This is a genomic window from Gordonia sihwensis (assembly GCF_029632925.1).
In the GTDB taxonomy this organism is placed as follows: domain Bacteria; phylum Actinomycetota; class Actinomycetes; order Mycobacteriales; family Mycobacteriaceae; genus Gordonia; species Gordonia sihwensis.
Map to the genome: position 1 here is coordinate 1,070,857 of NZ_CP121248.1, position 26,420 is coordinate 1,097,276.

The following is a 26,420-nucleotide window of genomic DNA, read 5'->3' on the forward strand; positions in this document are numbered from 1 at the left end:
TAGTGGAACAATAGAGACCCGTGACGGCGATTCGACTGGACGGCAAACTCACCCGCGACGAGATCTTCACCGATCTGAGCGCCCGCGTGGCGCGGCTCAACGCAGCCGGGATCACTCCCGGACTGGGAACCGTGCTCGTCGGCGACGACCCGGGTTCGCACTCGTACGTGAAGGGCAAGCACTCCGACTGCGCCAAGGTCGGCATCGCGTCGATCCGCAAGGATCTCCCGGCCGACGCGACCACCGAGCAGCTGAACGCCGCGATCGACGAACTCAACGCGGACCCCGCGTGCACCGGCTACATCGTGCAGCTGCCGCTGCCCAAGCACCTCGATGAGAACGCGGCGCTCGAGCGCATCGCACCGGAGAAGGACGCCGACGGTCTGCATCCGATCAACCTCGGCCGCCTCGTGCTCGGTAAGGAGTCGACCCTGCCGTGCACGCCGCGCGGCGTGATCCACCTGCTGCGCCGCTACGACATCCCGCTCGACGGCGCGCGCGTCACCGTGGTCGGCCGCGGCGTCACCATCGGCCGGCCGATCGGCCTGCTGCTGACCCGCCGGAGCGAGAACGCGACGGTCACGCTGTGCCACACCGGTACCCGCGACCTCGCGGCCGAGGTGAGCCGCGCCGACATCGTGGTCGCGGCAGCCGGCGTGCCGCACCTGATCACGGCCGACATGGTGAAGCCGGGTGCCGCCGTCATCGACGTCGGCGTCAGCCGCACCGAGGCGGGACTCACCGGCGACGTGCACCCCGACGTCTGGGAGGTCGCCGGCGCAGTGTCGCCCAACCCGGGCGGCGTCGGTCCGCTGACGCGCGCATTCCTGCTGGCGAACGTCGTCGAGCGCGCCGAAGCTCAGCTGGCGGACCTCGAGAGCAAGTGATGGCGGCCGAGGCGTCCGGGGGTGCCGCGCACGACGGGCCCGTCCCGGTCGACTCGGCACGGGTGGAATCGATGCGCCGTGCCCGCAAGCTGCACGGCTTCATCGCGAACGTGCCCTACTACACCGTTCTGGCGGTGATCGCCGTCGCGGCGCTGCTGGTGCTGATCGACCGTTGGCGACGCGGGGCATTCGTCTTCGGCTCGGCGATGCTCCTGGGCGCGGTGTTCCGTGCGTTCCTTCCGGCGAATCGCGTCGGCCTCCTGCAGGTGCGCAGCCGCGTCTTCGACATCTGCGCCATGGCGGCGCTCGGCGGCACCGTGCTCTGGCTCGCCACATCGATCGACTCGCTCGGAACCGCATAGCACCTCCGCCGGGTCGGCGCCGTGATGTGTCACGGTTGAGGCATGACCGAATCTGCCGACGCATGCGATCTGTATCGCCGCTGGATCGATGAATTGTGGAACGGGCCGACCGACCGTGAACGTCTCAAGGCGGTCGCCGAGGAACTGGTGAGCGAGGACTTCCTCGGGCACTGGCCGAGCGCGGAGGTCGCCGGTCCCGGCAAGCTCGCCGCACTGGTCGACGCCACGAAAGCCACCTACCGGGACCTGGTCTTCGAGGTGGAGGTCGGGCCGTTCGCCGCCGACGGCTACGTGGCCGGGCGGTGGGCAGGTCAGGGTACGACGTCCGACGGACAGATCTCGTATCTGACGGGCAACGACATCCTGAGCGTCCGCGACGGACGGTTCACCGAGTACTGGGTGACCTCGACGGAACTGTGAGAGTGAGCGCTGCGGGGTGCGGCTCAGTCCGCCGACCGCCGCAGGCGCGCGACGTCCATCGTCTTCGCGAGGAGTTCCCGGATCGGCTCGAACTCGGTGAGGAATCCGTCGTGGCCGGCGTCGGAGCGGATCACGTGCAGCCCGCCGACGCAGTCGCCGAGCTCGCGGGCGATCTCCTCGAGCTGGTACAGCGGATACAGCCGGTCGGAGTCGATGGCGCCGACGACGGTCGGCACGCTGCATCCGGCCAGGGCCGCCGCGACGCCGCCGCGGTCGCGGCCGACGTCGTGGTTGTTGAGGACGTCCGAGAGCACCACGTAGGCGCCCGGATCGAAGCGCCGCTTGAGCTTCTCGGCCTGGTGCTCCAGATAGCTGGCGATGGAGTAGCGGCCGTCGACCAGCGGGTTCTCCTCCCCCTGGGGGCGGTTCTCGAAACGCTGGTCGAGCTCGCGGTCGCTTCGGTAGCTCAGATGCGCGATCCGGCGCGCGATACCCATTCCGGTGCTGGGGGAGCGGCCGGTCCCGTAGTAGTCGCCGCCCTGCCACGCGGGATCGGACTTGATCGCCTCGATCTGGGTGGTCTGCGTGCCGATCTGATCGGCGCTGGCCCGCGCGCCCACCGCCAGCACCAGCGCGGCGCCGACCGCGTCGGGGTAGGTGACCGCCCATTCGAGGGCACGGGCACCGCCCATCGAGCCGCCCGCGACGGCGGCCAGCCGGCTGATGCCGAGTGCCTCCAGCGCGAGCGACTCCGACCGGACGAGGTCGCGAACGGTGAGCCGCGGGAAGCGTGACCCCCACGGCCTGCCGTCGGGAGCGAGGGAGCCGGGACCGGTGGAGCCGAAGCAGCCGCCGATCGCGTTCGGCGCCAACACGCACCATTCGTCGGTGTCGACCGCGCAGCCCGGCCCGATCAGTCCGTCCCACCATCCGGTCATCGAGAACTGATCGTCGGCCGGGCCGGCGACGTGCGAGTTACCGGTGAGCGCGTGCAGCGCCAACACGATGTTGTCCCGGGCCGCCGTCGGCGTGCCCCACTTCTGGAAGGCGACGGTGACGTCGGCCAGCGTGGCCCCCGAATCGAGAGTCAGATCGCCGATCGAGACACTGACCTGAGCTCCGTCCGGACGGGTGGCCCAGTCGGGGTCGCTCACCGTCGTGGCCGGGTCGATACTGACCGACACCTGGCCTCCCTTCAGTGGACGAGACAACGGCAGTGGACGAGACAACGGCTACTTGACTCGCGCTGCCGCGGCGAACCCGGTGGTGAGGTCGGCGAGGATGTCGTCGATGCCCTCGATGCCCACGGCGAGCCGGACTAGACCGGGCGTCACACCGGCGGCCAGCTGCTCCTCCGGGGAGAGCTGGCTGTGCGTGGTGGACGCGGGGTGGATCACCAGCGAGCGGACGTCGCCGATGTTGGCGACATGGCTGTGCAGGGTCAGCGCGTTCACGAAGGCCTTGCCCGCCTCGACGCCGCCCTCGATCTCGAATCCGATGACCGCGCCGGCGCCCTTCGGCAGCAGCTTCTGCGCCCGTTCGTAGTACGGCGACGACTTGAGACCGGCGTACGAGACCGAGGTGACCTGGTCGTTGGCCTCCAAGAACTCGGCCACCTTCTGTGCATTGGAGACGTGGCGCTCCACGCGCAGGCTCAGCGTCTCGATGCCCTGAGCCAGCAGGAAGGCGTTGAACGGCGAGATGGCCGCGCCCGTGTCGCGCAGTAATTGCGTCCGCGCCTTGAGCGCGTAGGCCGGAGCCCCCAGGTCGGCGAAGACGACGCCGTTGTAACTCGGGTCCGGGGTGGTGAAGCCGGGGAACAGGTCTTCACCGTCGCGCTGGACGCGCCAGTCGAAGGTGCCGCCGTCGATGATGACGCCGCCGATCGCGGTGCCGTGACCGCCGATGTACTTGGTAGCCGAGTGCACGACGATGTCGGCCCCGTGCTCGATGGGATTCAGCAGATACGGCGTCGCGACCGTGTTGTCGACGATCAGCGGGAGGCTGTGCGAGTGTGCGACGTCCGCCACTCCGGCGATGTCGAGGACCTGATTGTGCGGGTTCGCGATGGTCTCACCGAACAGTGCGCGGGTGTTGGGCCGGATCGCCGACTTCCACGACTCGAGATCGTCGGGATCGTCGACGAACGAGACCTCGATGCCGAACTTCGGCAGCGTGTAGTGGAAGAGATTGTATGTGCCGCCGTAGATGCGGGGGCTAGAGACGACGTGTCCGCCGGCCTCGACGATGTTCTGAATCGCGTAGGTGGTGGCGGCCTGGCCGGAGGCCACCAAGAGGGCCGCGACGCCGCCGCCGAGAGCCGCGAGGCGCTGCTCGACGGTGTCCTGCGTCGGATTCATGATCCGGGTGTAGATGTTGCCCGGCTCGGCGAGCGCGAACAGGTTCGCCGCGTGGTCGGTGTTGTCGAACACGTACGACGTGGTCTGGTAGATCGGCAGTGCGCGTGTCTTGGCGGTCGCGTCGACTACCTGCCCGGCGTGCACCTGGGTGGTCTCGAAGCTCCAATTCGCGGCGTCAGACATGAGACGTCATTCTCTTTCTTCGGTCGGCGGCCCGGGGCGGGCCTCGTATGTTGGGTCCGACCCTCGGACCCGCGCTTGCTGCGGCGACTTCCGTCGCAGCCAGGTCATCACCCGGAGCACCCCACCGCGGATGGAGGGTTGCCGGTCAGCAAGCCGGGGCTGTGCGCTGACACTCATGACCTGTTGCTGAGGATATATCAACTCGATGCGGCTGTTGAAACGGCTTCACCGCCCCTGGTCGTAAATCTGTCGACTCGGTGGGCGATGTGGTAGGACCGCGCAAAAGCGGCGACCGGTGCGAGCGGTCGGTCTCGGCGCGTCGGCGCTGTGTACAAGGAGAACTGCTGCCGCACAGTGCATTCGGCGCGGATCTGCGGTGGCACGGCGGTGCTTGCACGATCGCTCGGTCGCTGAGCTGCTCATGGGATATGCTGGTTAAAACAGTACGCGCGTTCTGTTTGGAGCCCGCCGCGCCGAACGACCGTCCGTATTACGTTTGAGGACGAGTGGCCGGCGGTCTACTGCTGAGGAGGGCACAGAGCCATATGGGCAAGATCAAGGTCGAGGGCACCGTCGTCGAACTCGACGGCGACGAGATGACGCGAATCATCTGGCAGTTCATCAAAGAGAAGCTGATCCACCCCTACCTCGACATCGATCTGGACTACTACGACCTCGGGATCGAGACCCGCGACGCGACCGACGATCAGGTCACCGTGGACGCCGCGCACGCGATTCAGAAGCACGGTGTCGGCGTCAAGTGCGCCACCATCACCCCCGACGAGGCCCGCGTCGAGGAATTCGGTCTCAAGAAGATGTGGCGATCGCCGAACGGCACCATTCGGAACATCCTCGGCGGCACCATCTTCCGCGCTCCGATCCTGATCTCGAACGTGCCTCGGCTGGTGCCCGGCTGGACCAAGCCGGTGGTCGTCGGGCGTCACGCCTTCGGTGACCAGTACCGCGCCACCGACTTCAAGGTGCCCTCGGCGGGAACGGTCACCATCACGTACACGCCCGACGACGGAAGCGAGCCGATCGAGCACGAGATCGTCCGAATCCCGGAGTCGGGCGGCGTCGTGATGGGCATGTACAACTTCAACAAGTCGATCGAGGACTTCGCGCGCGCGTCGTTCAACTACGGACTGCAGCGCAACTATCCGGTGTACCTGTCCACCAAGAACACCATCCTCAAGGCCTACGACGGCGCGTTCAAGGACATCTTCGCCGACGTCTTCGAGCGTGAGTTCAAGGCCGAGTTCGATGCCGCGGGGCTGCACTACGAGCACCGGCTGATCGACGACATGGTCGCCTCGTCGCTCAAGTGGGAGGGCGGCTACGTCTGGGCGTGCAAGAACTACGACGGCGACGTCCAGTCGGACACCGTGGCCCAGGGCTACGGCTCGCTCGGACTGATGACCTCGGTTCTGATGACACCCGACGGCCAGACCTGTGAGGCCGAGGCCGCGCACGGCACCGTGACCCGGCACTACCGGCAGCACCAGCAGGGCAAGCCGACGTCGACCAATCCGATCGCGTCGATCTTCGCCTGGACGCGTGGTCTGGACCACCGCGGCAAGCTCGACAACACTCCCGAGGTGCGCGAGTTCGCGGAGAAGCTCGAGGACGTCGTCATCAAGACCGTCGAGTCGGGGAAGATGACCAAGGACCTGGCACTGCTGGTCGGCGGCGACCAGGCGTACCTCACCACCGAGGAGTTCCTGGGCGCCCTCGACGACAATCTGCAGGCCGCGCTGCGGTAGTCCTCTCCTCCGGGTGTCGGAGGTCACCGCGGTCTGTGGAATGGCGCTCGGCGTGCGGGTGTTGCGCATCGGGTGGACACCGAGACTCAGGACGTGGCGGCATCGTGCGACGGCGAGCATCCGGCTCGGCGGGTGGGCTGGGTGGTCGGAGCACTCGCGCTCGGCGGATTCGGCATCGGAACCACCGAGTTCGTCGCGATGGGGCTGCTGCCGAACATCGCGTCGAGCCTCGGCGTCAGTGAGCCGACCGCCGGGCACCTGATCTCCGCCTATGCGCTGGGCGTGGTGGTGGGCGCGCCGCTGATCGCGGTGGTCGCGGCCCGGGTGTCGCGACGGACGCTGTTGATCGCACTCATGGTGGCGTTCACTCTCGGCAATGCGCTGAGTCTGGTGGCGCAGAACTATCCGACGCTGATGGCCGCACGCTTCGTCGCCGGGCTGCCGCACGGGGCGTATTTCGGCGTGGCCTCGTTGGTCGCCGCCCACCTCGCCGGCCCCGGCCGCCGTGCGCAGGCGGTGGGGCAGGTGATGATGGGACTGTCGGTGGCCAACGTCCTCGGGGTGCCGGCGGCCACCTGGCTGGGCCAGGCGCTCGGGTGGCGCGCCGCCCTCGCCCTCGTCGTGGTGATCGGTGCTGTGACGGTGCTCGCGCTGTGGCGCGTGGTGCCCGATCTGCGGTCGATGCGCACCACCGATCCCGCCACTGAACTCGGCGGACTCCGCCACGGGCAGATCTGGCTGACGCTGCTGGTCGGCGTGGTGGGATTCGGCGGCTTCTTCGCCTTCTACACGTATCTGAACACCGCGCTCACCTCGCTGGGCGGACTGTCGGAGGCCGCGGTGCCGATCGCGCTGATGCTGTTCGGCGCGGGAATGGTGAGCGGCAATTACCTCGGCGGCCGTCTCGCCGACCGCCTGGGCGACAAGGCCATCGCCATCGGCATGGCGAGCGCAGCGTCGGCGCTGGTGCTGTTCGCGCTCCTGGTGTCCACCGGGTGGCCGGCCGTGATCATGACCTTCTTCGTCGGCTGTTCCGGATCGGCCGCCATCCCCGGGCTGCAGACGCGATTGATGGACGTCGCGCACGATGCGCAGACGATCGCGGCCGCGCTCAACCATTCGGCGCTGAACGTCGCCAACGCTCTCGGCGCATGGGTCGGCGGGCTGGTGATCGCCCACGGTCTCGGTTACCGGGCACCGTCACTGGTCGGTGCGGTCCTCGCGGTGGGCGGCGTGCTGGTGCTCGCGGCGGCGGTGGCGGCTGCGCGGCGGTCCGGCGAGGAGATGCCGCAGCGGGAGGTCGCGGTTCCGGTCGGAGACGAGCCCGTGGGCGATGTCCGAAGCGGTCGCTAGGGTGGTCCCGTGACCACACCGTTCTCCATCACCACGATCAACGTCAACGGGATCCGTGCCGCTGTGAAGCAGCGCTCGGACGACAATCCGGGCATGCTCCCGTGGCTCGAGGACGCCGCACCCGACGTGGTGCTGATGCAAGAGGTGAGGGCAGGCGACGCGATCGCTCGCAAGGCGCTGCAGCCCGCGCTGGATGCCGGGTGGCACTTCGTGCACACGGAATCGTCGGTCAAGGGCCGCGCCGGCGTCGGGATCCTGTCTCGCCGCGCACCCTCGCAGGTGCGGGTCGGTTTCGGCAGCGACGAGTTCGACACGGCGGGACGCTATATCGAGGCGGACTTCGACTTCGGCGGTGAGACGGTGACCGCGGCGAGCCTGTATCTGCCGACGGGGGCGGCGCCGACCGAGCAGGAGAAAGACATCGAGAAGTACGAGGAGAAGCGCCGCTTCCTCGAAGCGTTCCGGCCCTACCTCGACAAACTGCTCGGCACCGGGGGACTGGCGGTGGTGGCGGGCGACTGGAACATCGCGCCCGACGAGCGCGACATCAAGAACTGGAAGGGCAATCTCAAGAACGCGGGTTTCCTCCCGCACGAGCGGGCATGGGTCGCCGGACTGCTGGAGGCCGGCTGGGCGGACGTGGCGCGCGAGCATCACGGCGACGTCGCTGGGCCGTACGCGTGGTGGTCGTGGCGGGGCAAGGCGTTCGACAACGACGCCGGCTGGCGTATCGACTACCACCTCGCGACGCCGGCATTGGCTGCACGAGCGCAACGGACGTGGGTTGATCGAGCCGGCGCGTACAACCTTCGGTGGTCCGATCACGCCCCGGTGACCGCGGTGTTCGGCTGAGCGGTCCGCGGCCACCCGGGGCGCATCCGGTCAGCTGGCCGATTTGCTTCCGCTGCCGATGCCGCCGATCACGCCGCCGACCAGTCCGGCCACCACCTCGCTGATGATGTCCTGGGTGGACCCGGAACTGGACAGATCGCCGCTGACGCTGCCGATCGCCTCGCCGGGAGACATCGGGCGAGTCAGGAAGCACGCGGTGAGACCGGGGAAGTCGCCTTCGACCCCGGCGGTTCCGGTGACGGCGATGCCGCCGCTGGTGACCGGGAAGCCGGGAAACTTCGACAGCGGCATGTCGTAGGTGAACGACGCCGTGACGGGATGGCTCGAGGTCACCGACCAGCCCGTGTTCGAGACCTTCCAGCCGGTCCCGGCCGCAGTCACCGGAACCGCCTCTTCTTTGAGTCCGCCGGCGAGGTGGTACGCCCTCACCTTCGCCGTCGGCTTCCCGAATCCGGCGGGCGGGGTGTCGGTGATCGAGTTGACGTACGGATTGCCGGCACCGGAGGTGCCGACGTCGATCGTGTAGGTCACCTTCGCGAGCGCACCGGCGGTCTGGGTCACCGACTTGGAGTAGTTATGCGTCACTCCCCAAGCATTCTTCGTGGTGCGGCTCGCCGACGAGCAGGTCGCGGCGTCGGCGCCACCTGCCGCGCCGACGGAGGCGGCGGTGAGTCCACCGCAGATCAGGGCGGCTGCGGTGACGAGAGAAGTCATGCGGGACAAGGGGATTCGCTTCATGCGGGACCACCGTTCAGAGAGAATCGTCAGTGACTGCGCCAAGGGCGCTTCGGTGCGATCCTGGCACGCACACAGTCGAGTAGCCGATTCGCGGCGCGGGCGATGGCACGAATCCGAGGTCGGACTTCACCCCTCTCATGTCGAGAAACCGACGACGGGCCCGCTCCCATGGAGCGGACCCGTCGCCTATGTGTCGGTGTCGTGGAGGTCAGTCGTCCTGTCCGCCGACGGCGCCGCCGATGATGGCCGGAATCATGTCGGTGAGCGAGCCGGTGCTCGAGAGCTGACCCTCCGAGGAGCCCAAGCCTGCCGAGTCCAGGCTGCCGGTGATCGCCTCGCCGGCGTTGGGTGCGCGCACCGTGGTGCAGGCGGTCAGGCCGGGCATGTCGACGTGGCCCAGCGGAGGATTCGGGGTCGCGTTGAAGGTCGCGCCGCCACTGGTGAGCTGCTTGCCGGCCCGGATGCTGCTCGGCAACTGGTAAGAGAACTCAGCGACGAATGCCTGACCCGAGAACACAGCCCAGCCGGTGTGCGCGATGCTCCAGCTGATGCCGTCCTTCTGGACATTCGCCGGGTTGATGGTGCTCTCGTTGATGAGCGGGCCGAAGGCCCCGCCGCCGCCGAGGATGCCGCCGAGCAAGGTGAATGCCTTCACCTTGACGACCGGCTTCACGTCGCGGAGAGCGGTCGGGGGAACGTCCCAGACCTTCTGAACGTACGGATTGCCGACGCTGGATGTGCTCACCGCGAGCGAGTAAGTGACAGTTCCGCCCTGAGCCACCGTCGCCGGGACCGACTTCTGGAAGGAGTAGTCGACGACCAGCGACCTCTTCTCGGTCGACTCCGACTTGCAGGTGGCGGCCGAGGCGCCGCCGACGGCACCGGTGACCGCCGGGGCAGCGGTGAGTCCGGCGCCCGCGACGGCGGCGGCAGCAGCGACGATCGCGCCGCGCTTGACGAGGGACAGCTTCATGGGGGCTCCGTTGTTCGGAAGGGATTGACCAGGAGGGAGAGGCCGGTGCGGTGACCGGTTGAAGCCTGAAGCTAACAGTGGTGGTGACCACGTGACGATCCAATGACCGGACATGTCACATATGGCGACACGATTTCGGTGTTTCGTCGGCCGATCGACCGGCGCGGAAGCCGGTCCGCGACCGTCGGAAACTCGATTGTCCGGGTCTGAAACAATTGAGGTCATGACATCGCCTGTATCGCGGCCCGCACCGCGCCGCCGCGTCCTGTCCGGAATCCAGCCGACCAGCGACTCGTTCCACCTCGGGAACTACCTCGGCGCGGTACGGCAGTGGGTGCAGTTGCAGGACGAGTTCGACGAGGCCTTCTACTTCATCCCGGACATGCATGCGATCACGGTTCCGCAGGACCCGAAGGTGCTGCGGGAGCGCACCCGACGCAGCGTCGCACAATTGTTGGCGGTCGGCGTCGACCCGAAGCGCGCGACCATCTACGTGCAGTCGCACGTTCCGGAGATCGCGCAGCTGACCTGGGTGCTGTCGTGTCTCACCGGGTTCGGCGAGGCCAGCCGGATGACGCAGTTCAAGGACAAGTCGGCGAAGTCGGGAACCGATGCTGCCGGCGTAGGCCTGTTCACCTATCCGATCCTGATGGCGGCCGACATCCTCGCCTTCCAGGTCGACAGTGTTCCGGTGGGCGAGGACCAGCGGCAGCATCTGGAACTGACGCGCGACCTCGCCCAGCGCTTCAACAAGCGATACGGCAAGACGCTGACGGTGCCGAAGCCGTACATCGTCGAAGAGTTCGCCAAGATCTACGACCTCCAGAACCCGACGGCGAAGATGAGCAAATCGGCCGACTCCGACTCGGGTCTGATCTCTCTGCTCGATGAACCGAAGCGGTCGGCCAAGAAGATCCGCTCGGCCGTCACCGACAATGACAGGGTCGTCGCCTTCGACCGCGAGAACAAACCGGGCGTCTCCAACCTCCTCACCATTCAAGCGGCGCTGACCGGGCGTGCGATGGACGAAATCGTCGCGTCGTACGAGGGCAAGGGATACGGTGAGCTGAAAGTCGATACCGCCGACATCCTCACGGAGTTCGTCACGCCGTTGCGCGGTCGCGTCGAAGAGATCCTGGCCGATCGGGCTCACCTGGACGGCATCCTCGCCGACGGAGCCGCACGCGCTCGGGAGATCGCGTCGGACACCGTCGCCGCCGTCTACGACAAGGTCGGATTCCTGCTGCCCGGCTGATCACCGGGTAGGGTCCGAGCGACGACGCCGCGGGGAGTGACGTGGCCGAGACGAAGGGGAGCATGGACCGCATCAAGGAGATCATCGCCCGGCTGAAGGCGCTGTACGACGCGTCGATCGACCGGTGGGGCCTGCTGCGCCACGTCGTCGCGACGCTCGACCGGTACAACGAGCGTCGCGGAAATGCCTACGCCGCGGCGATCAGCTTCATCGGCATCCTGGCTCTCGTCCCGATCCTGATGGTGTCGTTCGCCACCGCAGCCTTCGTGCTGGTCTGGAATCCCGCGCTGCTGACCGATATCACCGATGCGATCGTCGAACACGTGCCCGGCGAGCTCGGGGATCAGCTGAACTCGGTGATCGACTCCGCCATCGCCTCGCGCCGCACGGTCGGTGTGATCGGTCTGGTGACCGCGGCGCTGACCGGTATCGGCTGGATGACGTTGATGCGCAACGGTCTCACGGAGATGTGGGGCGGGCGCGTCAAGAACAACGCGATTCTCGGCAAACTGTACGACCTCGGCACGTTCGTGGCGCTGGGACTGCTGTTCCTCGTCACCATCGGACTGAACATCGTGTCCACCGGGCCGCTGGGCTCGCAGATCACCGACTATCTGGGTCTGCCCGACAACTGGCTCATGACTTTCCTGCTGCGCGCGGCGTCGGTGATCGTCGGGGTGGCCGCCACCTGGGTGCTGTTCATCGTGGTTCTCGCGTGGATGCCGCGCTGCACCGTGTCGGCACGTGCGATCCTGTGGCCGGCCCTCGGCACGGCGGTCGTGTTCGAGATCCTGAAATCGGTGAGCAGCCTGTATCTGCAGAAGGTGTTGGGGAGCCCGGCGGGCACCGCGTTCGGGCCGATCATCGGTGTGATGGTCTTCGCCTATCTCGCTTCCCGGATCGTGCTCTACGCGGCCGCCTGGAGCGCCGCCGACCCGAACAACGAGCGGTTCCTGATCGTCGACGAGCTCGAGCACCCGGAGGAGCCGGAAGCCGAACCCGTGGTCCTGGCGCCGGTGTATGAGGCGGAGCCGGAGAAGCAGGCGCGCCGTCTGATCGCCGCGGCCGGGATAGGCGCCGCGGCGGCGGGGCTGGCCGGCTGGCTCGGCCGTCACGACCGCTGAGTCAGCGCCGTGATCGCTTCCGCCACAGGACCGCCGCGGCGGTGAGACACACGGCGGCGAAGGCCACGAGCCCTGCCGTCCAGACCGAGGCGGGCGAGGGATCGTCGTGGCCCGGCTCGGCGGTCGTGGCAGCGGCCGATGGCGGATCGGCGACGTCGAGTGTTCCGACGGAGGTGTCGGGCGGGGCCGCGAACCCGTAGTCGAACATCCGCTCAGCCTGCTGCGAGTACATGTTGTCGGCTTCGTTGAGCCCGTACATCTGAGTCACGATCACCCTGCGGCCGTCGCGCTCGGCGGCGCCGACGAAGGTCTTCAGGGCGTCGTCGGTGTACCCGGTCTTGCCGCCGAGCATGCCGGGCCAGCCGTCGCGGAGCAGGGTGTTCGACGTGTGCATCGTCCATGCCGGATGGTCGACGTCGCCGGGAACGTCCGGCCGTTTCGGATAGCCGGGGAAGGTGAAGGTCCTCAGTGCGACGATCTGACGGAACACCGGATTCCGCATCGCCTCTCGGAAGATCACCGCCAGATCGAACGGCGAGGTCGACATCCCCGGTGCGTCCAGGCCCGACGGGCTGGCCGCACGGGTGTCGTCGGCGCCCAAGTGGGCGGCCTTCGCGTTCATCTTCGCCAGCGCCGCGTCATGCCCGCCGAGACGCCCGGCCAGCGCGGAGGCGCAGTCGTTGCCGGAGACGACCAGCAGGCCGGTGAGCAGGTCGCGCACCGTGTAGCGGCCGCCCGGGCCCATCCCGCAGGAGTCGCCCTCCATCGACCAGTCCGCGGGCGTCGGTTCCACAGACGAGTCGAGGTCGAGTTCGTCGAGGACGACGAGCGCGAGCAGGACCTTGATGGTCGACGCCGGGCGGTACCGGCCGTGCGGATCCTTCGCGGCGATCACTCGACCCGAGTCGAGGTCGGCGATCAGCCAGCCGGAGGAGTTGAGACGGTCGGGCAGCGGGCCCGCCGCGGGGTCGGCGACTACGCCGCATCCGCCGAGCGCGTCACCGCCGACTGGCCGCTGGGGCACCGGCAGCGGCGAGGGCGAGGGGACGCCGGGAGCGACCGCTTCGGATTCGTCGACCGCGGGCGGCGGATCGGTGCGATGCGGGCATGCGTCGGTGTTCGGGGTGGTCATCGGCACCGGAGGAGTGACCGCCACGGCCGGATCGGCCGACGAGGGCGGTGCGCACAGCGCCGCGACGACGCCGAACGCGGCGACCGTCGCCGCGGCGCGCTTCAAGACGGACATGCTCATGACGAGCGTCACCCTACAGGGCGGTCGTCGGGCGGTCCGCGCTCGGCGTCCGGGTGCGGGTGGTTTCGACTCGCTCCGCTCGCTCAACCAGCCTGGGGGAGCGTTAGCGTTCGACAGTCGCAGTCCTTCTGCAGGCCAGTTGAGCGAGCGAACTCCAGGCCAGTTGAGCGAGCGAAGCGAGTCGAAACAAACGCCACCCAGGCCAGTTGAGCGAGCGAAGCGAGTCGAAACAAACGCTGCCCGCAGCGCAGACGACGAGGCCCCCGGAAGTAACCGGGGGCCTCGTCGGGGCTGCAGAGAAAGGTCTGCTTCTAGCGGGCGAACATCAGGGCGCGCTTGACTTCCTGGATCGCCTGCGTCACCTGGATGCCGCGGGGGCATGCGTCGGTGCAGTTGAAGGTGGTGCGGCAGCGCCACACACCGTCGACGTCGTTGAGGATGTCGAGACGCTCGGCGGCGCCCTCGTCACGGCTGTCGAAGATGAACCGGTGAGCGTTCACGATCGCGGCCGGTCCGAAGTACGATCCCTCGTTCCAGAACACCGGGCAGCTCGTGGTGCAGCACGCACACAGGATGCACTTGGTGGTGTCGTCGAACCGGGCGCGGTCGGCCTGGCTCTGGATCCGCTCGTACGTCGGCTCGTTGCCCGAGGTGATCAGGAACGGCTTGATGGCGCGGTACGCGTCGAAGAACGGCTCCATGTCGACCACGAGGTCCTTCTCCACCGGGAGGCCCTTGATGGGCTCGATGGTGATGGTGATCTCCTTGGACGAGTCCTTCGGCAGCAGATCCTTCATGAGGAGCTTGCAGGCCAGCCGGTTGACGCCGTTGATCCGCATCGCGTCCGAACCGCAGACGCCGTGGGCGCAGCTGCGGCGGAAGGTCAGCGAGCCGTCCAGGTAACCCTTGACGTACAGGAGCAGGTTGAGCAGGCGGTCGGTCGGCAGCGCCGGGACACGGAAGCTCTCGAAGCCCTGGGCGTCCGGGTTCTCCGGGTTGAACCGGTAGATCTTCAGCGTGACCATCGTCGCCTCGGCCGGAACCGGAGGCAGCGGGGGCTCATTGGTCGCCGGGGTGGATTCGAGTGTGGCAGTCATCAGTACTTACGCTCCATCGGCTCGTAGCGGGTCTGAACGACGGGCTTGTAGTCGAGCTCGATGTCGGCGAGCAGGCCGTCGCCCTTCTTGTACGCCATGGTGTGCACCAGGTAGTTCTCGTCGTCGCGCTTCGGGAAGTCCTCGCGGGCGTGACCGCCGCGCGACTCCTTGCGGTTGAGCGCACCGGCGACGGTGACCTCGGCCAGTTCGAGCAGGAAGCCCAGCTCGACGGCCTCGAGCAGATCGCTGTTGAAGCGCTTGCCCTTGTCGTGGACGCGGATGTGGTTGTACCGCTCCTTGAGTGCGCGGACATCGGCGAGCGCCTTGTTCAGGGTCTCGTCGGTGCGGAACACGGACGCGTTGTTGTCCATGGTCTGCTGCAGTTCGGTGCGGATGTCGGCCACGCGCTCGTTGCCGTGCTCGGACAGCAGGCCGGCGAGCCAGCCGTCGACCATCGCCGTCGGGTTCTCCACCTGCTCGGTGAAGTCGGTGGAGTTGGCGTACTCGGCAGCGGCGATTCCGGCGCGGCGACCGAAGACGTTGATGTCGAGGAGCGAGTTGGTGCCCAGGCGGTTCGCGCCGTGGACCGACACGCAGGCGCACTCGCCGGCGGCGAACAGACCGTGAACGATCTGCTCGTTGTTCGCGAGCACCTGGCCGCGGACGTTGGTCGGGATGCCGCCCATCACGTAGTGGCAGGTGGGGTACACCGGGACCAACTCGGTGACCGGGTCCACGCCCAGGTAGGTGCGCGAGAACTCGGTGATGTCCGGGAGCTTCTCGTTGAGCACGTCCTCGCCCAGGTGACGCACGTCGATGTAGACGTAGTCCTTGTTGGGTCCGGCGCCGCGGCCTTCGAGCACCTCGAGCACCATCGACCGGGCGACGATGTCACGCGGGGCGAGGTCCTTGATCGTGGGTGCGTACCGCTCCATGAAGCGTTCGCCGTCGGCGTTGCGGAGGATGCCGCCCTCGCCTCGGACCGCCTCGGAGATCAGGATGCCCAGACCGGCCAGACCCGTCGGATGGAACTGGTGGAACTCCATGTCCTCCAGCGGCAGGCCCTTGCGGAAGATGATGCCCATGCCGTCGCCGGTGAGCGTGTGCGCATTGGACGTGGTCTTGTACATGCGACCCGAACCGCCGGTGGCGAAGACGATCGACTTGGCGTGGAAGACGTGGATCTCGCCGGTGGCCAACTCGTACGCGACGACACCGTTGGCGACGGGCTCGCCGTTCTCGTCGGTCGTCATGTTGACGTCCAGAGCGTAGAACTCGTTGAAGAACTCGACGTCGTGCTTGACGCAGTTCTGGTACAGGGTCTGAAGGATCATGTGACCGGTGCGGTCCGCGGCGTAGCAGGCGCGGCGGACCGGCGCCTTGCCGTGGTCGCGGGTGTGACCGCCGAAGCGGCGCTGGTCGATGCGGCCCTCGGGGGTGCGGTTGAACGGCAGACCCATCTTCTCCAGGTCGAGCACCGCGTCGATGGCCTCCTTGGCCATGATCTCAGCGGCGTCCTGGTCGACGATGTAGTCGCCGCCCTTGACCGTGTCGAAGGTGTGCCACTCCCAGTTGTCCTCTTCGACGTTGGCCAGAGCGGCGCACATGCCGCCCTGTGCCGCGCCGGTGTGCGAGCGGGTGGGGTAGAGCTTGGTCAGGACTGCGGTGCGGGCCCGCGGTGCGGCCTCGATGGCAGCGCGCATACCGGCGCCGCCGGCGCCGACGATGACCACGTCATAGCGGTGTTCCTGCATGGGTTTCTAGTTCTCCTTAGCTGGCGCTGCCGAAGGTGAGGATCGCGTAGGTGCCCAGCACGAGGATCAGGATCATCGACAGGGCGAGCAAGGTGTTCAGCCAGAAGCGGGTGGAGTCCTTGCGCGAGTAGTCGGCGATCACCGTGCGGACGCCGTTGCCGCCGTGCAGCTGCGCGAGCCAGAGCATGAAAAGATCCCAGACCTGCCAGAACGGCGACTTCCAGCGGTCTGCGACGAACGACGCGTCGATGCGGTGCACGCCGCTGTCCCACATGAGCATGATGAACATGTGGCCGAACGTCAGGACGATGAGGGCCAGGCCCGAGAAACGCATGAACAGCCACGCGTTCTTCTCGAAGTTGCCGCGGCTGCGGATGCGCGGGGCACCCGGCGCGTCCAGGCTGGCGGGGCGGTCGTAGGCGGTGCCGAGGGTCTTTGCTTCAGTCATTGTTTCTCAGCTCCCTTAAAGCGCGTGCGTGATCAGGATCTGCAGCATGCGCACGGCAGCCGCGATGAACACGATCGCGAAGACGGTGAGGATGGCCCACAGCATCTGGCGCTGGTACTTGGCGCCCTTCGACCAGAAGTCGACGAGGATGACGCGCAGACCGTTGAGGGCGTGGTAGAGCACGCAGAAGACGAGACCGATCTCCATGAGGCCGATGATCGGTGTCTTGTAGGTGTCGATGATCTCGGTGTACGTGTTCTCGTTGACCCGGATGACGGCGGTGTCGAGCACGTGCACGAAGAGGAAGAAGAAGATGGACACGCCGGTGATGCGGTGCAACACCCACGACCACATGCCTGGGTCACCTCTGTAGAGAGAGCGCTTGCGCACCGGTGCCGGTGCAACCTCTGTGGGGGTGCTCATCGCGAAACTACGCCTCCGTTGTCGTGGACTTGGGGTGGGACCGCAAGCGCACGCGTAGGTCGCTGCAAGACCCAATGCTCCTGACTTTAAACCTAAGCTGAGTGTTGTCGTAAATTGCCGGAGCAATGTGACCAAGGTCCACCGATTTAATTAGGTGTGCCTTACCTACGGTGATTTGTGTGGAGAGGGGATCAATTGACTGCGGGAATCGACTTCGATTCATTGCGAAACGCGGCGTCGACGGCGATGACCAGGGCATACGCCCCCTACTCCGGCTTTGCGGTCGGTGCGGCGGGAATCACACTCAGCGGCCAGATCATCACCGGAAGCAATGTGGAGAATGTCTCATACGGCTTAGGGCTCTGCGCCGAGGTGTCGATGGTCGCGGCGGGCATTTCTCTCGGTCGTATGGACGCCGATCGCGCCTCGCGCGAACGACTGATAGCGGTGAGCGTCTGTGACGCGCGCGGCAGCGTGCTGACCCCGTGCGGCCGCTGCCGACAGGTGCTCCTGGAGTTCGGCGGCGAGGAGCTTCTCGTCGACTCGGCCGCGGGGCCTCGGCCGCTGCGGGAACTGCTGCCGGACGCCTTCGGCCCGGGCCACCTGGAGGCGATCCGGTGACCGCATCGCTCGAGCCGGTCGACGCGATCCTGGCCAAGAAGGACGGCCGCGAACTGACCGGTGAGCAGATCCGCGGGATGATCGCCGGATTCACCGCGGGCGACGTGGCTCCGGAGCAGATGTCGGCGCTGCTGATGGCGATCGTCCTGCGCGGGATGACCCGTCGCGAGATCGGAGACTGGACCGCCGCGATGATCGACTCCGGCATCACGATGGACTTCTCGGACCTGCGGCGCGGCGGCCGGCGGGTGCCGACCGTCGACAAGCACTCCACCGGCGGCGTGGGCGACAAGATCACGCTGCCGCTCACGCCGCTGGTCGCGTCGTACGGAGTCGCGGTGCCGCAGTTGTCCGGCCGCGGGCTCGGTCAAACCGGCGGTACCCTCGACAAGCTCGAGTGCATACCGGGATGGCGGGCCGAGGTGTCCGTGGACGCGATGCGCAGTCAACTGGGCAGGGTCGGTGCGGTGATCTGCGCGGCGACCGCCGACCTCGCGCCCGCCGACCGCAAGCTGTACGCACTGCGCGACGTGACCGGGACCGTCGCGTCGATCCCGCTGATCGCCAGCAGCATCATGAGCAAGAAGATCGCGGAGGGCACGCAGTCGCTGGTGCTCGACGTCAAGGTGGGCTCCGGCGCGTTCATGAAGGACATGGCCGACGCGCGGGAGCTCGCCGAGACGATGGTGGCGCTCGGTGCGGACGCGGGCGTGCGTACCAGCGCCCTCCTGACCGACATGGCGACGCCGCTGGGCCGCACCGCGGGCAACGCCGTCGAAGTCGCCGAGTCCCTGGAAGTGCTGGCCGGCGGCGGTCCCGCGGACGTGGTGGAACTGACGGCGGCGCTGGCGTCGGAGATGCTCGACGCCTCCGGGATGCACGACGTGGATCCGCTCCGCAACCTGGCGAACGGCAAGGCGATGGACACCTGGCGCTCGATGATCGAGGCGCAGGGCGGAGATCCGGATGCCCCGTTGCCCGCGCCGCGCTGCACCCACGAGGTGATCGCCGACCGCGACGGCCGATTGGCGAGGCTCGACGCGCTGGCCGTGGGGCAGGCGGCCTGGCTGCTCGGTGCCGGGCGCAGCAGGCCCGGTCAGGCCGTGTCGGCGACCGCCGGCGTCGTGTGGCACGCCGCCATCGGCGACCAGGTGCGCCGCGGGCAGCCGCTGCTCACCCTTCACACCGACGACGAGACACGCATCGAGGGTGCGCTGGCCGCCCTCGACGGCGGGGTCGATGTGCGCGTCGAGCCCGTGTCCCGGCCCGCTTCACGCATTCTCGACCGGGTCCCGGCCGCCGGGTGAATCGACGAGCGGCGACTGGCTTTCGGCGCTACGTTGGATCGCATGGTCGACAAGCGGATTCGCATCGGATACCAGATTCCCAACTTCACCTACCCCGACCCGCTCGAGCCGGAGAACGCCGGACCGGTCGCGGACATCTTCCCGACCGTTGCGGCGCAGGCGCGGGAGGCCGAGCGCTCCGGCTTCGACACCGTCTTCGTGATGGATCACTTCTACCAACTGCCGGGACTGGGCGCGCCGAGCGAGCCGATGCTGGAGGCGTACACCACGCTCGGTGCGCTGTCGGGTGCGACATCCGAGATCAAGCTGTCGGCGCTCGTCACGGGCAACACGTATCGCAATCCGGCGATGCTGGCCAAGACCGTCACCACCCTCGACGTGGTCAGCGGCGGCCGGGCGGTGTGCGCGATCGGCGCGGGTTGGTTCCAGCTCGAGCACGATCAGATGGGTTTTGAATTCGGGACCTTCACCGATCGGTTCGAGCGGCTGTCGGAATCGCTCGAGATCCTCTCGCCGATGCTGCGCGGCGGGCGGCCGGAGCTGACCGGCAAGTGGTACTCGGCGCACGACACGCTCAACCAGCCTCGGTTGCGCGACGACCTGCCGATCATGCTCGGCGGCGGCGGGGAGAAGAAGACCTTCGGTCTGGCCGCGCGCTACGCCGACCACCTCAACGTCATCTGCAACGCCTCCGAACTGCCGCGCAAGATGGACGCGCTCGCGGCACGGTGCGAGGAGGCCGGACGCGATCGCGACACCCTGGAGACCAGCTTCCTGAGCTTCGTGATCATGGACACGGACGGCGACCGTGCCCGGAGCCTGGCGCACGACTACCTCCGCAAGACCGGCGTGGACCCGGAAGTGATCGACGACGAGACCTACGCGCGCGCCACCGACCGGATGTTCATCGGTACTCCGGACGACGTCGCCGACCAGTTGCAGCGGCGGGTACTCGACCAGGGGATCGACGGGCTGGTGATCAACATGGTCCCGAACGGGCATCTGCCCGGGAAGGTGGCCGAGGCCGGGGCGATGCTGACGGCGCTGCTGAACTGAGCGGTCGCGCTCATCGCGCGCGGCCGCCGGATCGGCGCTACCGTCGAGGCCATGGTCACTTCCGCCACGATCACCGTCGAAGAATGCCGGTTGGCGCCGAAGGTGCTGCTGCACGATCACCTGGACGGAGGCCTGCGCCCGGCCACCGTCGTCGACCTCGCTCGCAAGGGCGGCTACGACCGCTTGCCCGCCGATGACGCCGACGAGCTGGCGGAATGGTTCGCCACCGCCGCCGACAGCGGATCGCTGGAGCGCTACCTGGAGACGTTCGCGCACACCGTCGCCGTGATGCAGACCGCCGACGCCCTCGAGCGGGTGGCCCGCGAATGCGTGGAGGATCTGCACGCCGACGGTGTGGTGTACGCCGAAGTGCGGTTCGCTCCCGAGCTCCATCTGGAGCAGGGACTGTCCCTCGACGAAGTGGTGGAGGCGGTGCTGCGCGGCTTCGCGGCGGGGGAGGCCGCGGCGTCGTCGGGAGGAGGCCGGCCGATCATCGTCCGATGCCTCGTGACGGCGATGCGGCACGCGGCGCGTTCTCGCGAGATCGCCGAACTCGCGGTCCGCTTCCGTGGCCGCGGTGTGGTCGGGTTCGACATCGCGGGCGCCGAGGCCGGGAATCCGCCGAGCCGACATCTCGACGCCTTCGAGTACCTGCGCGGCGAGTGCTCGCACTTCACCATCCACGCCGGCGAGGCGTTCGGGCTACCGTCGATCCACGAGGCGGTCGCGTTCTGCGGCACCGACCGGCTCGGCCACGGGGTGCGGGTGATGGACGACGTGGTGCTCCCGCCCGGCTCCCGGCCGACCGACTCATCCTTCGACGGCGCGAAGCTGGGCCAAGTCGCCGACTACGTCCGCGACAAGCGGATTCCGCTGGAACTGTGCCCGAGCAGCAATGTGCAGACCGGTGCCGTCGCGTCGCTGGCCGATCACCCTTTCAACATCCTCGCGAAACTGCGGTTCCGGGTGACGGTGAACACCGACAACCGCCTCATGAGCAACACGTCCATGAGCCGTGAGTTCATGGTCCTGCATCGTCAGTTCGGCTACGGGTGGGCCGATTTCGAGCGGTTCACCGTCAACGCGATGAAGTCGGCGTTCCTCCCGTTCGACCAGCGTCTGCGCCTGATCGACGACGTGATCAAGCCCGGGTTCGAGGTGCTGATGGGGTGAGCGGGGTGGTGTGGGGTGGGTTTCGACTCGCTTCGCTCGCTCAACTGGCCTATTAGGAGGGGAGGCTCGCTCAACTGGCCTAGGAGGCTAGGAGGCAGGCTCGCTCAACTGGCCTAGGCGGGCGCAGAGGCGTGCTCGCGTAACTGGCCGTGGGGCGGGGCGGCGGCTAACCCCGCCGTACCAGGCGGTCCTCGAAGTCGTGGACCAGCGCGCGCCACACCTCGGCCTCGTTGTCGAACGGGCCCGACGGGGCGAGCCGCTTCGGGTCGGGATTGATGGCGTAGTCGACGAACCAGCCGAGCGGCGTGGTGGTGGCGAGCGCCTCGTTGACCGTGTCGATGCCCGCGTAGTCGGCGGCGTCGGTGAGCAGTTCGACGGCCAGATCGAGCTGGCGGCTGTCGATCCGGCGCGGGCCGTCCAGGATGTCCTCGCCGATGCCCTGGAGCGCGTAGACGTTCTCGGGGAGGACGTCGTACTCGATCTCGTTGGTGTCGGCGGCGGCCTGCACCTCATTGAAGGTCGACAGCTTCGCCAGATCGTGGTCGTCGTTGTCGGCCAGGAAGCGAGTGAGCGCCCGCTGCGATCCGAAACCGTAGATGGTGCCCTTACGGCCCAGGAACACTGGATCGTCGCCGAGGTAGCAGCGCAGGGTCAGGAACTCGCCGGCGTCGGTGTAGATGCGGATGGGATCGATCCCGACGCCGGCCCAGAAATCGTCCTCGTCGATCTCGTCTTCCTCGTCGTCGTCCTGCTCGTCATCGTCGTCGGCGTCGTCGAGGATCGCCTCTTCGGCATCGAAGTCGGGCTCGTCCTCGTCCTCGGCGGAGGCCGCCGCGGCTAACTCGTCCTCGGCGATCGTCACCGCGTCGGCGTCGACCTTCGGCACGGTGATGACCGCATCGAGAGCGTCGATCACATCGTCCCAGTGCTTGGCGATGAGACGCCCGATGCGGACCCAGAGGTCGACGCCGTCGCGGCCCTCGAAGTTGTTGGTGCCGACCGTGACGGCGCCCAGGATCGGGTTGCCCGTGAAGAACTTGGTGACCGGGGCCAGTTCGCAGACCTCGCCGATGATGCGGACGATCTCCAGCGCGTCCTCGAGCTCGCCGAGGACCTCCGGTCGCGGGTCCTCGGCGGCCAGCTCGGGGACGCCGATGAGGTCGTAGCTGTGCCGGTCGTCGGGGACCAGCTCGGCCGCCTGCACCTTCTTGATCGTCTCCCACGCGGGGTGATCGACGAGGTCGTTGTCGTCGTCTGTGCGCACGAAGGCGACGAGTTCGGCGACGCCGGGCAACGCGTACAGGTCGTCTTCCAGACCCAGGAACGCTTCCCACTCGTCATCGCCCTCGCGCCACCGCGGAGCCCACAGTGTGAAGAGGTTGCCTTCGGTCAGTCCGAGTTCGATGGGAACGATGTCACCGGCCATGGTCACTGAGCCTAATCAAGAACTCGTTCGCGTGCTGCACGGGGCCGGTCGACGTCGTGAATTCGGGTCAGTGGCCGGTCATGGCCGGACCGTTCTCGTCCGTCATCGCACCCGGCGGAGTCATCATCTCGCTGGTGGCCGGCGGCGCCATCGTCGGCGACATGGGTGCCATCTGCGAGGACATCGGCGGTGACATGGGGGTCTGGGACATCGGGGTCTGAGACATGGGTGCGGGGGACATCTGCGAGGACATGGTCGACGGGGTGGTCGGAGTCTTGTCGTTGTCGTCGCCGCACGCCGAGAGCACTGCGACCAGGGCGGCGGCGCCCGCGAGCGTGACCACGGCGGTGCGACGGGTGGAGGTGGAGATCATCGGAGTTCCTTTCGTCGACGGGGTGGCCGGCTCGGCCGCCCTCGCTGATGATTCGTCGCCGAGACGGCCGAGTATTGGTCTCGATCGAAATCGGCAGTGACACCAATCCGTGACGCATCGGGTGTCGAATGGTTGGTGTGGACTACACGAATCAGTCGGTCGTGACCGGCACGGTGTCGTTCGACGACCTCCTCGAAGCGGTCGGCGAAGGCGACCGCGACGCCTTCGACGTACTCTTCGACGAACTCGGCCCGCGCACGTTGGCGCTGGCTCGACGCGTGGTCGGCAGCAGCGCCCGCGGCGAGGAGGTGCTGCAGGACGCGTGGCTGCAGGTATGGCGCACCGCAGGCGCCTACGACCGCGGCCGCGGCAGCGCGCGGGCCTGGATCACCACGCTCGTCCACCGCCGCGCCGTCGACACCGTGCGGCACGACGTGGCCGAACACCGGCGTGACGAGCGGTTCGAGGCCGCACGCGTCCCGGACTTCGACTCGGTCAGCGACGACGTGGTGGCGCGTGACGAACGGATCCGGGTGCGGGCATGCCTGGACACGCTGACCGTCAAACAGCGCGAGGCGATCGACCGCGCCTACTTCGGCGGACTGACGTACTCGGAGGTCGCGGCGGCCCTCGCGCTGAGTCCGGCCACGGTCAAGACACGTATCCGTGACGGGCTGCAACGGCTCCGTACCTGCATGGGAGGACGGTGACCATGAGCGATCCACGATCGGGAAGCACCCGCGACCACCCGCGTGATCTGCTGCCCCTGCACGCGCTCGACGCGCTCGACGAACTAGACAGGCGTCGGGTGGAGGCGCATCTGCAGACGTGCCCCGAATGTGCGGCCGCATGGGCCGCCTGGCAGGAGACCGCGGCAGATCTGAGCACCGACGCGGACCCGGTACCGCCGCCGGTGCGGGCCGCGCTCATGCGCGCCGTGGACGGTGAGGCGTCCCCCGCGCCGTCCGCCGGCCGCTCGCGCCGCTGGGTGCGCGCGGCGGCAGCGGCGTGCATCGCGGTCGCGGCCGCGGGCGGCGTCGTCACCTGGCGTGTCGTCGCCGACCACCGGCCGTCGGCGACGTCGACCTCGGGGACCTCGATGGACGATGTGCTCGCCGCACCCGACATGGAGAAGGCCACCGGTGCCGTCGGCGACGGCACGGTCAAGGCGATGTACGCACCGTCGCAGCGCGCCACCGTGGTGAGTGTTGAGAACCTGCCGCCGACCGACCACCGGACCGGATACCAGGTGTGGATCACCGTCGACGGGCGGAAGAAGTCGGCGGGCATGGTGCACGGTGCCGACACGTCGAGCGTCATCATGACCGACATGAGCCGGCCGGCCGACGTCTCGCTGTCGGTGGAGCCGATGACCGGTTCGCCGCAGCCGACCTCACCGATGGTGGTCCAGTTCCCGATTCCCTGAGATCTGTCCCGCGATCCAATCCCCGCCGCGCTCGGCGTCGAATCAATCGTGAACGGACCGGTCGAGAGGAATGGATCCGCGATGCTGACGATGATTCTGGTGGGTTTGGCCGGAGGTCTGGTGACCGGGGTGTCGCCGTGCGTGCTGCCGATGATTCCGATCATCTTCGTGACCGGCGGCGCTCAGACCGGGAGTCGCGAGACGTCGGCGTCACCGGGCCGGGCGATCGCGATCATCGGCGGAATCGTGGTCAGCTTCAGTCTCATCACGCTGCTCGGGACTCTGGTGCTCGCCGCGCTGGGACTGCCGAGCGGACTGCTGCGATGGACCGGCATCGTCCTGCTGGTGTTGATCGGACTGGGCATGCTGATCCCGTCGGTGGCGCATGCGCTGGAGCGTCCGTTCGCGCGACTGCCCGGGTGGACGCCGAAGGGTCGAGGCGGGCGGGCCGCGCCCTTCCTTCTGGGCCTGGGACTGGGCACCCTGTACGTGCCGTGCGCCGGCCCGGTGCTCGCCGCGATCTCGGTGGCCGGCGCGACCGGCGACATCGGGTGGCGCACCGTGGTCCTGACCGTCTCGTTCGCCGTCGGCGCGGCACTGCCGCTGGCCGTGTTCGCGGTCGCGGGGGCGTCGCTGGCGAAGCGGCTGGCCGCGTACCGGCGGCGGCAGCGCACCTTCCGCGCGGTGGGAGGGGTGATCCTCATCGGGCTGGCGGTGGCACTCGTCTTCGACGCCCCGGCCCGGCTGCAGGCGGCGATTCCCTCGTACACCGCCTCGGTCGACCGTGCGCTGTCGCAGTCGGACGCGGTCAACCGCGCACTCGGACGGCAGACGGGCGGTGCCGCGGCGTGCACGGGCGGCGACGGGCTCGCCGACTGCGGCAGTGCGGCCGACTTCACCGGAGGCGGTCGCTGGTTCAACACGCCCGGGGGCGCCCCGCTGACGGTGGCCGGGCTCCGGGGCAAGGTGGTCCTCGTCGACTTCTGGACCTACTCGTGCATCAACTGCCTGCGCGACGGCCCGCACGTGCGCCAGTGGTGGGACGCGTACCGGACGTCGGGACTGGAGATCGTCGGAGTCCACACGCCGGAGTTCGCGTTCGAGAAGGACTCGGGCAATGTGGCCGCCGCGATCGGCGACGAACACATCGGCTATCCGGTGGTGCAGGACAACGACTACGCGATCTGGAACGCCTACGGCAACCGCTACTGGCCGGCGAAGTACCTGATCGACGCGCACGGCACCGTGCGTGCCGTCTCCTACGGTGAGGGCGGCTACGAGGAGATGGAACAGCGAATCCGCACCCTGCTCCACGAGGCCTCGCCCGAGCGTGCGCTGCCGGCACCGGTCAGCGGCGCCACCGTGAGTGCCGGTGACCTCGGCGGCGGACCGGCCTCCGGACCGATCTCGCCGGAGATGTACGTGTCGGCGTCGCGCTCGGAGGGCTCCTACGCGGGCGGCGCGCTGACTGTGGGACGCCGCACCTTCTCATTCGGCGCCGACTCGAAGCCCAGCACATACGCGCTAGCGGGCGAGTTCGACGTGACCGACGAATCGGTGCGCGCGGTCGACGCCGCCCGTATCCGCCTCGACAGCACCGCCTCATCGGTCAACGCGGTTCTCGGCGGCACCGGCCGCGCGGTCGTGCACACACCCGGAGCCCCGGACCGGACGATCGACGTCTCGGGCCCGCCGCGGCTGTACAACCTCGCTGACGACGGTTACCGCCACCGTGACACGACGATCGATCTGAGCGACGGACTCGAGGTCTACAGCTTCACCTTCGGCTGAATC

General features: G+C 68.0%; 26 protein-coding genes and 1 riboswitch. Of the genes, 15 read left to right on the plus strand and 11 right to left on the minus strand.

Features of this window, described 5'->3' with window-relative positions; genetic code table 11:
• The first annotated feature begins 20 nt into the window (after window positions 1–20).
• From P5P27_RS05105 to P5P27_RS05115, 3 genes are read left to right on the plus strand one after another with little or no spacing between them, the layout of a single operon-like run.
• Window positions 21–887, plus strand: coding sequence for a bifunctional methylenetetrahydrofolate dehydrogenase/methenyltetrahydrofolate cyclohydrolase (locus tag P5P27_RS05105; protein ID WP_278126702.1), 867 nt, complete (start codon window positions 21–23; stop codon window positions 885–887).
• Window positions 887–1,249: a DUF3017 domain-containing protein gene (locus P5P27_RS05110; protein ID WP_278126704.1), complete on the plus strand. Its 363-nt coding sequence runs from the start codon at window positions 887–889 to the stop codon at window positions 1,247–1,249. Before P5P27_RS05105 ends, P5P27_RS05110 begins: the two co-directional genes overlap by 1 nt.
• A gap of 42 nt (window positions 1,250–1,291) precedes the next feature.
• Window positions 1,292–1,669 carry a nuclear transport factor 2 family protein gene (locus P5P27_RS05115; protein ID WP_278126705.1) on the plus strand — a complete coding sequence of 126 codons (378 nt, stop codon included), beginning with the start codon at window positions 1,292–1,294 and terminating at the stop codon, window positions 1,667–1,669.
• 23 nt (window positions 1,670–1,692) lie between these two features.
• On the opposite strand, the gene metX is transcribed toward P5P27_RS05115, so the two are convergent.
• Together metX and P5P27_RS05125 are read right to left on the minus strand one after the other, a co-directional pair.
• Entirely contained in the window at window positions 1,693–2,853 is a 1,161-nt protein-coding gene (metX, locus tag P5P27_RS05120; RefSeq protein ID WP_006897230.1) for a homoserine O-acetyltransferase MetX, read from the minus strand.
• A 48-nt stretch (window positions 2,854–2,901) separates the two neighbouring features.
• Window positions 2,902–4,212, minus strand: coding sequence for a bifunctional o-acetylhomoserine/o-acetylserine sulfhydrylase (locus P5P27_RS05125; RefSeq protein WP_278126708.1), 1,311 nt, complete (start codon window positions 4,210–4,212; stop codon window positions 2,902–2,904).
• 66 nt (window positions 4,213–4,278) lie between these two features.
• Window positions 4,279–4,393, minus strand: a riboswitch (SAM riboswitch).
• Between the two features lie 364 nt (window positions 4,394–4,757).
• On the opposite strand from P5P27_RS05125, the gene P5P27_RS05130 reads away from it, so the two are divergent.
• The 3 genes from P5P27_RS05130 (at window position 4,758) to P5P27_RS05140 (ending at window position 8,180) form a co-directional block, all read left to right on the plus strand.
• Window positions 4,758–5,975 (plus strand): NADP-dependent isocitrate dehydrogenase, encoded by a 1,218-nt coding sequence (locus P5P27_RS05130; protein WP_278126710.1) that lies wholly within the window; start codon window positions 4,758–4,760, stop codon window positions 5,973–5,975.
• Window positions 5,976–6,068: 93 nt separating this feature from the next.
• Window positions 6,069–7,328 carry an MFS transporter gene (locus P5P27_RS05135; RefSeq protein WP_278126712.1) on the plus strand — a complete coding sequence of 420 codons (1,260 nt, stop codon included), beginning with the start codon at window positions 6,069–6,071 and terminating at the stop codon, window positions 7,326–7,328.
• A 9-nt stretch (window positions 7,329–7,337) separates the two neighbouring features.
• Window positions 7,338–8,180, plus strand: a complete 843-nt coding sequence (locus tag P5P27_RS05140) for an exodeoxyribonuclease III (protein ID WP_278126713.1) — start codon at window positions 7,338–7,340, stop codon at window positions 8,178–8,180.
• Window positions 8,181–8,210: 30 nt separating this feature from the next.
• Here the strand turns inward: P5P27_RS05140 and P5P27_RS05145 are convergent, their stop codons facing one another.
• Together P5P27_RS05145 and P5P27_RS05150 are read right to left on the minus strand one after the other, a co-directional pair.
• Window positions 8,211–8,894, minus strand: a complete 684-nt coding sequence (locus tag P5P27_RS05145; RefSeq protein WP_278126714.1) for a hypothetical protein — start codon at window positions 8,892–8,894, stop codon at window positions 8,211–8,213.
• A gap of 232 nt (window positions 8,895–9,126) precedes the next feature.
• Window positions 9,127–9,891, minus strand: a complete 765-nt coding sequence (locus P5P27_RS05150; RefSeq protein WP_278126715.1) for a hypothetical protein — start codon at window positions 9,889–9,891, stop codon at window positions 9,127–9,129.
• Window positions 9,892–10,114: 223 nt separating this feature from the next.
• Here P5P27_RS05150 and trpS point away from each other — a divergent pair, with 223 nt between their 5' ends.
• Together trpS and P5P27_RS05160 are read left to right on the plus strand one after the other, a co-directional pair.
• Window positions 10,115–11,146: a tryptophan--tRNA ligase gene (trpS, locus tag P5P27_RS05155; protein WP_006897237.1), complete on the plus strand. Its 1,032-nt coding sequence runs from the start codon at window positions 10,115–10,117 to the stop codon at window positions 11,144–11,146.
• A 62-nt stretch (window positions 11,147–11,208) separates the two neighbouring features.
• On the plus strand, window positions 11,209–12,270 hold the full coding sequence (locus P5P27_RS05160; protein WP_006897238.1) for a YhjD/YihY/BrkB family envelope integrity protein: 1,062 nt from the start codon (window positions 11,209–11,211) through the stop codon (window positions 12,268–12,270).
• A 1-nt stretch (window position 12,271) separates the two neighbouring features.
• Here the strand turns inward: P5P27_RS05160 and P5P27_RS05165 are convergent, their stop codons facing one another.
• The 5 genes from P5P27_RS05165 to sdhC all read right to left on the minus strand — a co-directional run bounded on the left by P5P27_RS05165 (window position 12,272) and on the right by sdhC (window position 17,244).
• Window positions 12,272–13,522 carry a D-alanyl-D-alanine carboxypeptidase family protein gene (locus P5P27_RS05165; RefSeq protein ID WP_006897239.1) on the minus strand — a complete coding sequence of 417 codons (1,251 nt, stop codon included), beginning with the start codon at window positions 13,520–13,522 and terminating at the stop codon, window positions 12,272–12,274.
• Window positions 13,523–13,833: 311 nt separating this feature from the next.
• The gene (locus P5P27_RS05170) at window positions 13,834–14,619 is read right to left on the minus strand and encodes a succinate dehydrogenase iron-sulfur subunit (RefSeq protein ID WP_006897240.1); all 786 of its coding nucleotides are present in this window, start codon (window positions 14,617–14,619) and stop codon (window positions 13,834–13,836) included.
• A complete protein-coding gene (gene sdhA, locus P5P27_RS05175; protein WP_006897241.1) occupies window positions 14,619–16,373 on the minus strand; it encodes a succinate dehydrogenase flavoprotein subunit in 1,755 nt (584 codons plus the stop codon). The genes P5P27_RS05170 and sdhA overlap by 1 nt, the downstream gene beginning before the upstream one ends.
• A gap of 16 nt (window positions 16,374–16,389) precedes the next feature.
• Window positions 16,390–16,821 carry a succinate dehydrogenase hydrophobic membrane anchor subunit gene (locus P5P27_RS05180; RefSeq protein ID WP_006897242.1) on the minus strand — a complete coding sequence of 144 codons (432 nt, stop codon included), beginning with the start codon at window positions 16,819–16,821 and terminating at the stop codon, window positions 16,390–16,392.
• Between the two features lie 15 nt (window positions 16,822–16,836).
• Entirely contained in the window at window positions 16,837–17,244 is a 408-nt protein-coding gene (gene sdhC, locus P5P27_RS05185; protein ID WP_006897243.1) for a succinate dehydrogenase, cytochrome b556 subunit, read from the minus strand.
• Window positions 17,245–17,439: 195 nt separating this feature from the next.
• On the opposite strand from sdhC, the gene P5P27_RS05190 reads away from it, so the two are divergent.
• Genes P5P27_RS05190 through P5P27_RS05205 form a run of 4 tightly spaced genes read left to right on the plus strand, consistent with a single transcriptional unit; the run spans window position 17,440 to window position 21,401 of the window.
• Window positions 17,440–17,865 carry a cytidine deaminase gene (locus P5P27_RS05190; protein ID WP_006897244.1) on the plus strand — a complete coding sequence of 142 codons (426 nt, stop codon included), beginning with the start codon at window positions 17,440–17,442 and terminating at the stop codon, window positions 17,863–17,865.
• A complete protein-coding gene (locus P5P27_RS05195) occupies window positions 17,862–19,172 on the plus strand; it encodes a thymidine phosphorylase (RefSeq protein WP_278126720.1) in 1,311 nt (436 codons plus the stop codon). Before P5P27_RS05190 ends, P5P27_RS05195 begins: the two co-directional genes overlap by 4 nt.
• A gap of 42 nt (window positions 19,173–19,214) precedes the next feature.
• Complete coding sequence (locus P5P27_RS05200) at window positions 19,215–20,228, plus strand: LLM class F420-dependent oxidoreductase (protein WP_278126722.1); 1,014 nt, start codon at window positions 19,215–19,217, stop codon at window positions 20,226–20,228.
• Between the two features lie 51 nt (window positions 20,229–20,279).
• Window positions 20,280–21,401 (plus strand): adenosine deaminase, encoded by a 1,122-nt coding sequence (locus P5P27_RS05205; RefSeq protein WP_278126724.1) that lies wholly within the window; start codon window positions 20,280–20,282, stop codon window positions 21,399–21,401.
• Between the two features lie 166 nt (window positions 21,402–21,567).
• On the opposite strand, the gene P5P27_RS05210 is transcribed toward P5P27_RS05205, so the two are convergent.
• Window positions 21,568–22,827, minus strand: coding sequence for a hypothetical protein (locus P5P27_RS05210; RefSeq protein ID WP_045540455.1), 1,260 nt, complete (start codon window positions 22,825–22,827; stop codon window positions 21,568–21,570).
• A gap of 67 nt (window positions 22,828–22,894) precedes the next feature.
• A complete protein-coding gene (locus P5P27_RS05215) occupies window positions 22,895–23,200 on the minus strand; it encodes a hypothetical protein (protein WP_278126725.1) in 306 nt (101 codons plus the stop codon).
• 128 nt (window positions 23,201–23,328) lie between these two features.
• On the opposite strand from P5P27_RS05215, the gene P5P27_RS05220 reads away from it, so the two are divergent.
• The 3 genes from P5P27_RS05220 to P5P27_RS05230 all read left to right on the plus strand — a co-directional run bounded on the left by P5P27_RS05220 (window position 23,329) and on the right by P5P27_RS05230 (window position 26,417).
• A complete protein-coding gene (locus P5P27_RS05220) occupies window positions 23,329–23,910 on the plus strand; it encodes a sigma-70 family RNA polymerase sigma factor (protein WP_045540451.1) in 582 nt (193 codons plus the stop codon).
• A 2-nt stretch (window positions 23,911–23,912) separates the two neighbouring features.
• Window positions 23,913–24,626 carry an anti-sigma factor gene (locus P5P27_RS05225; RefSeq protein ID WP_278126726.1) on the plus strand — a complete coding sequence of 238 codons (714 nt, stop codon included), beginning with the start codon at window positions 23,913–23,915 and terminating at the stop codon, window positions 24,624–24,626.
• An 81-nt stretch (window positions 24,627–24,707) separates the two neighbouring features.
• A complete protein-coding gene (locus tag P5P27_RS05230) occupies window positions 24,708–26,417 on the plus strand; it encodes a cytochrome c biogenesis protein DipZ (RefSeq protein WP_278126727.1) in 1,710 nt (569 codons plus the stop codon).
• Window positions 26,418–26,420: the final 3 nt, after the last annotated feature.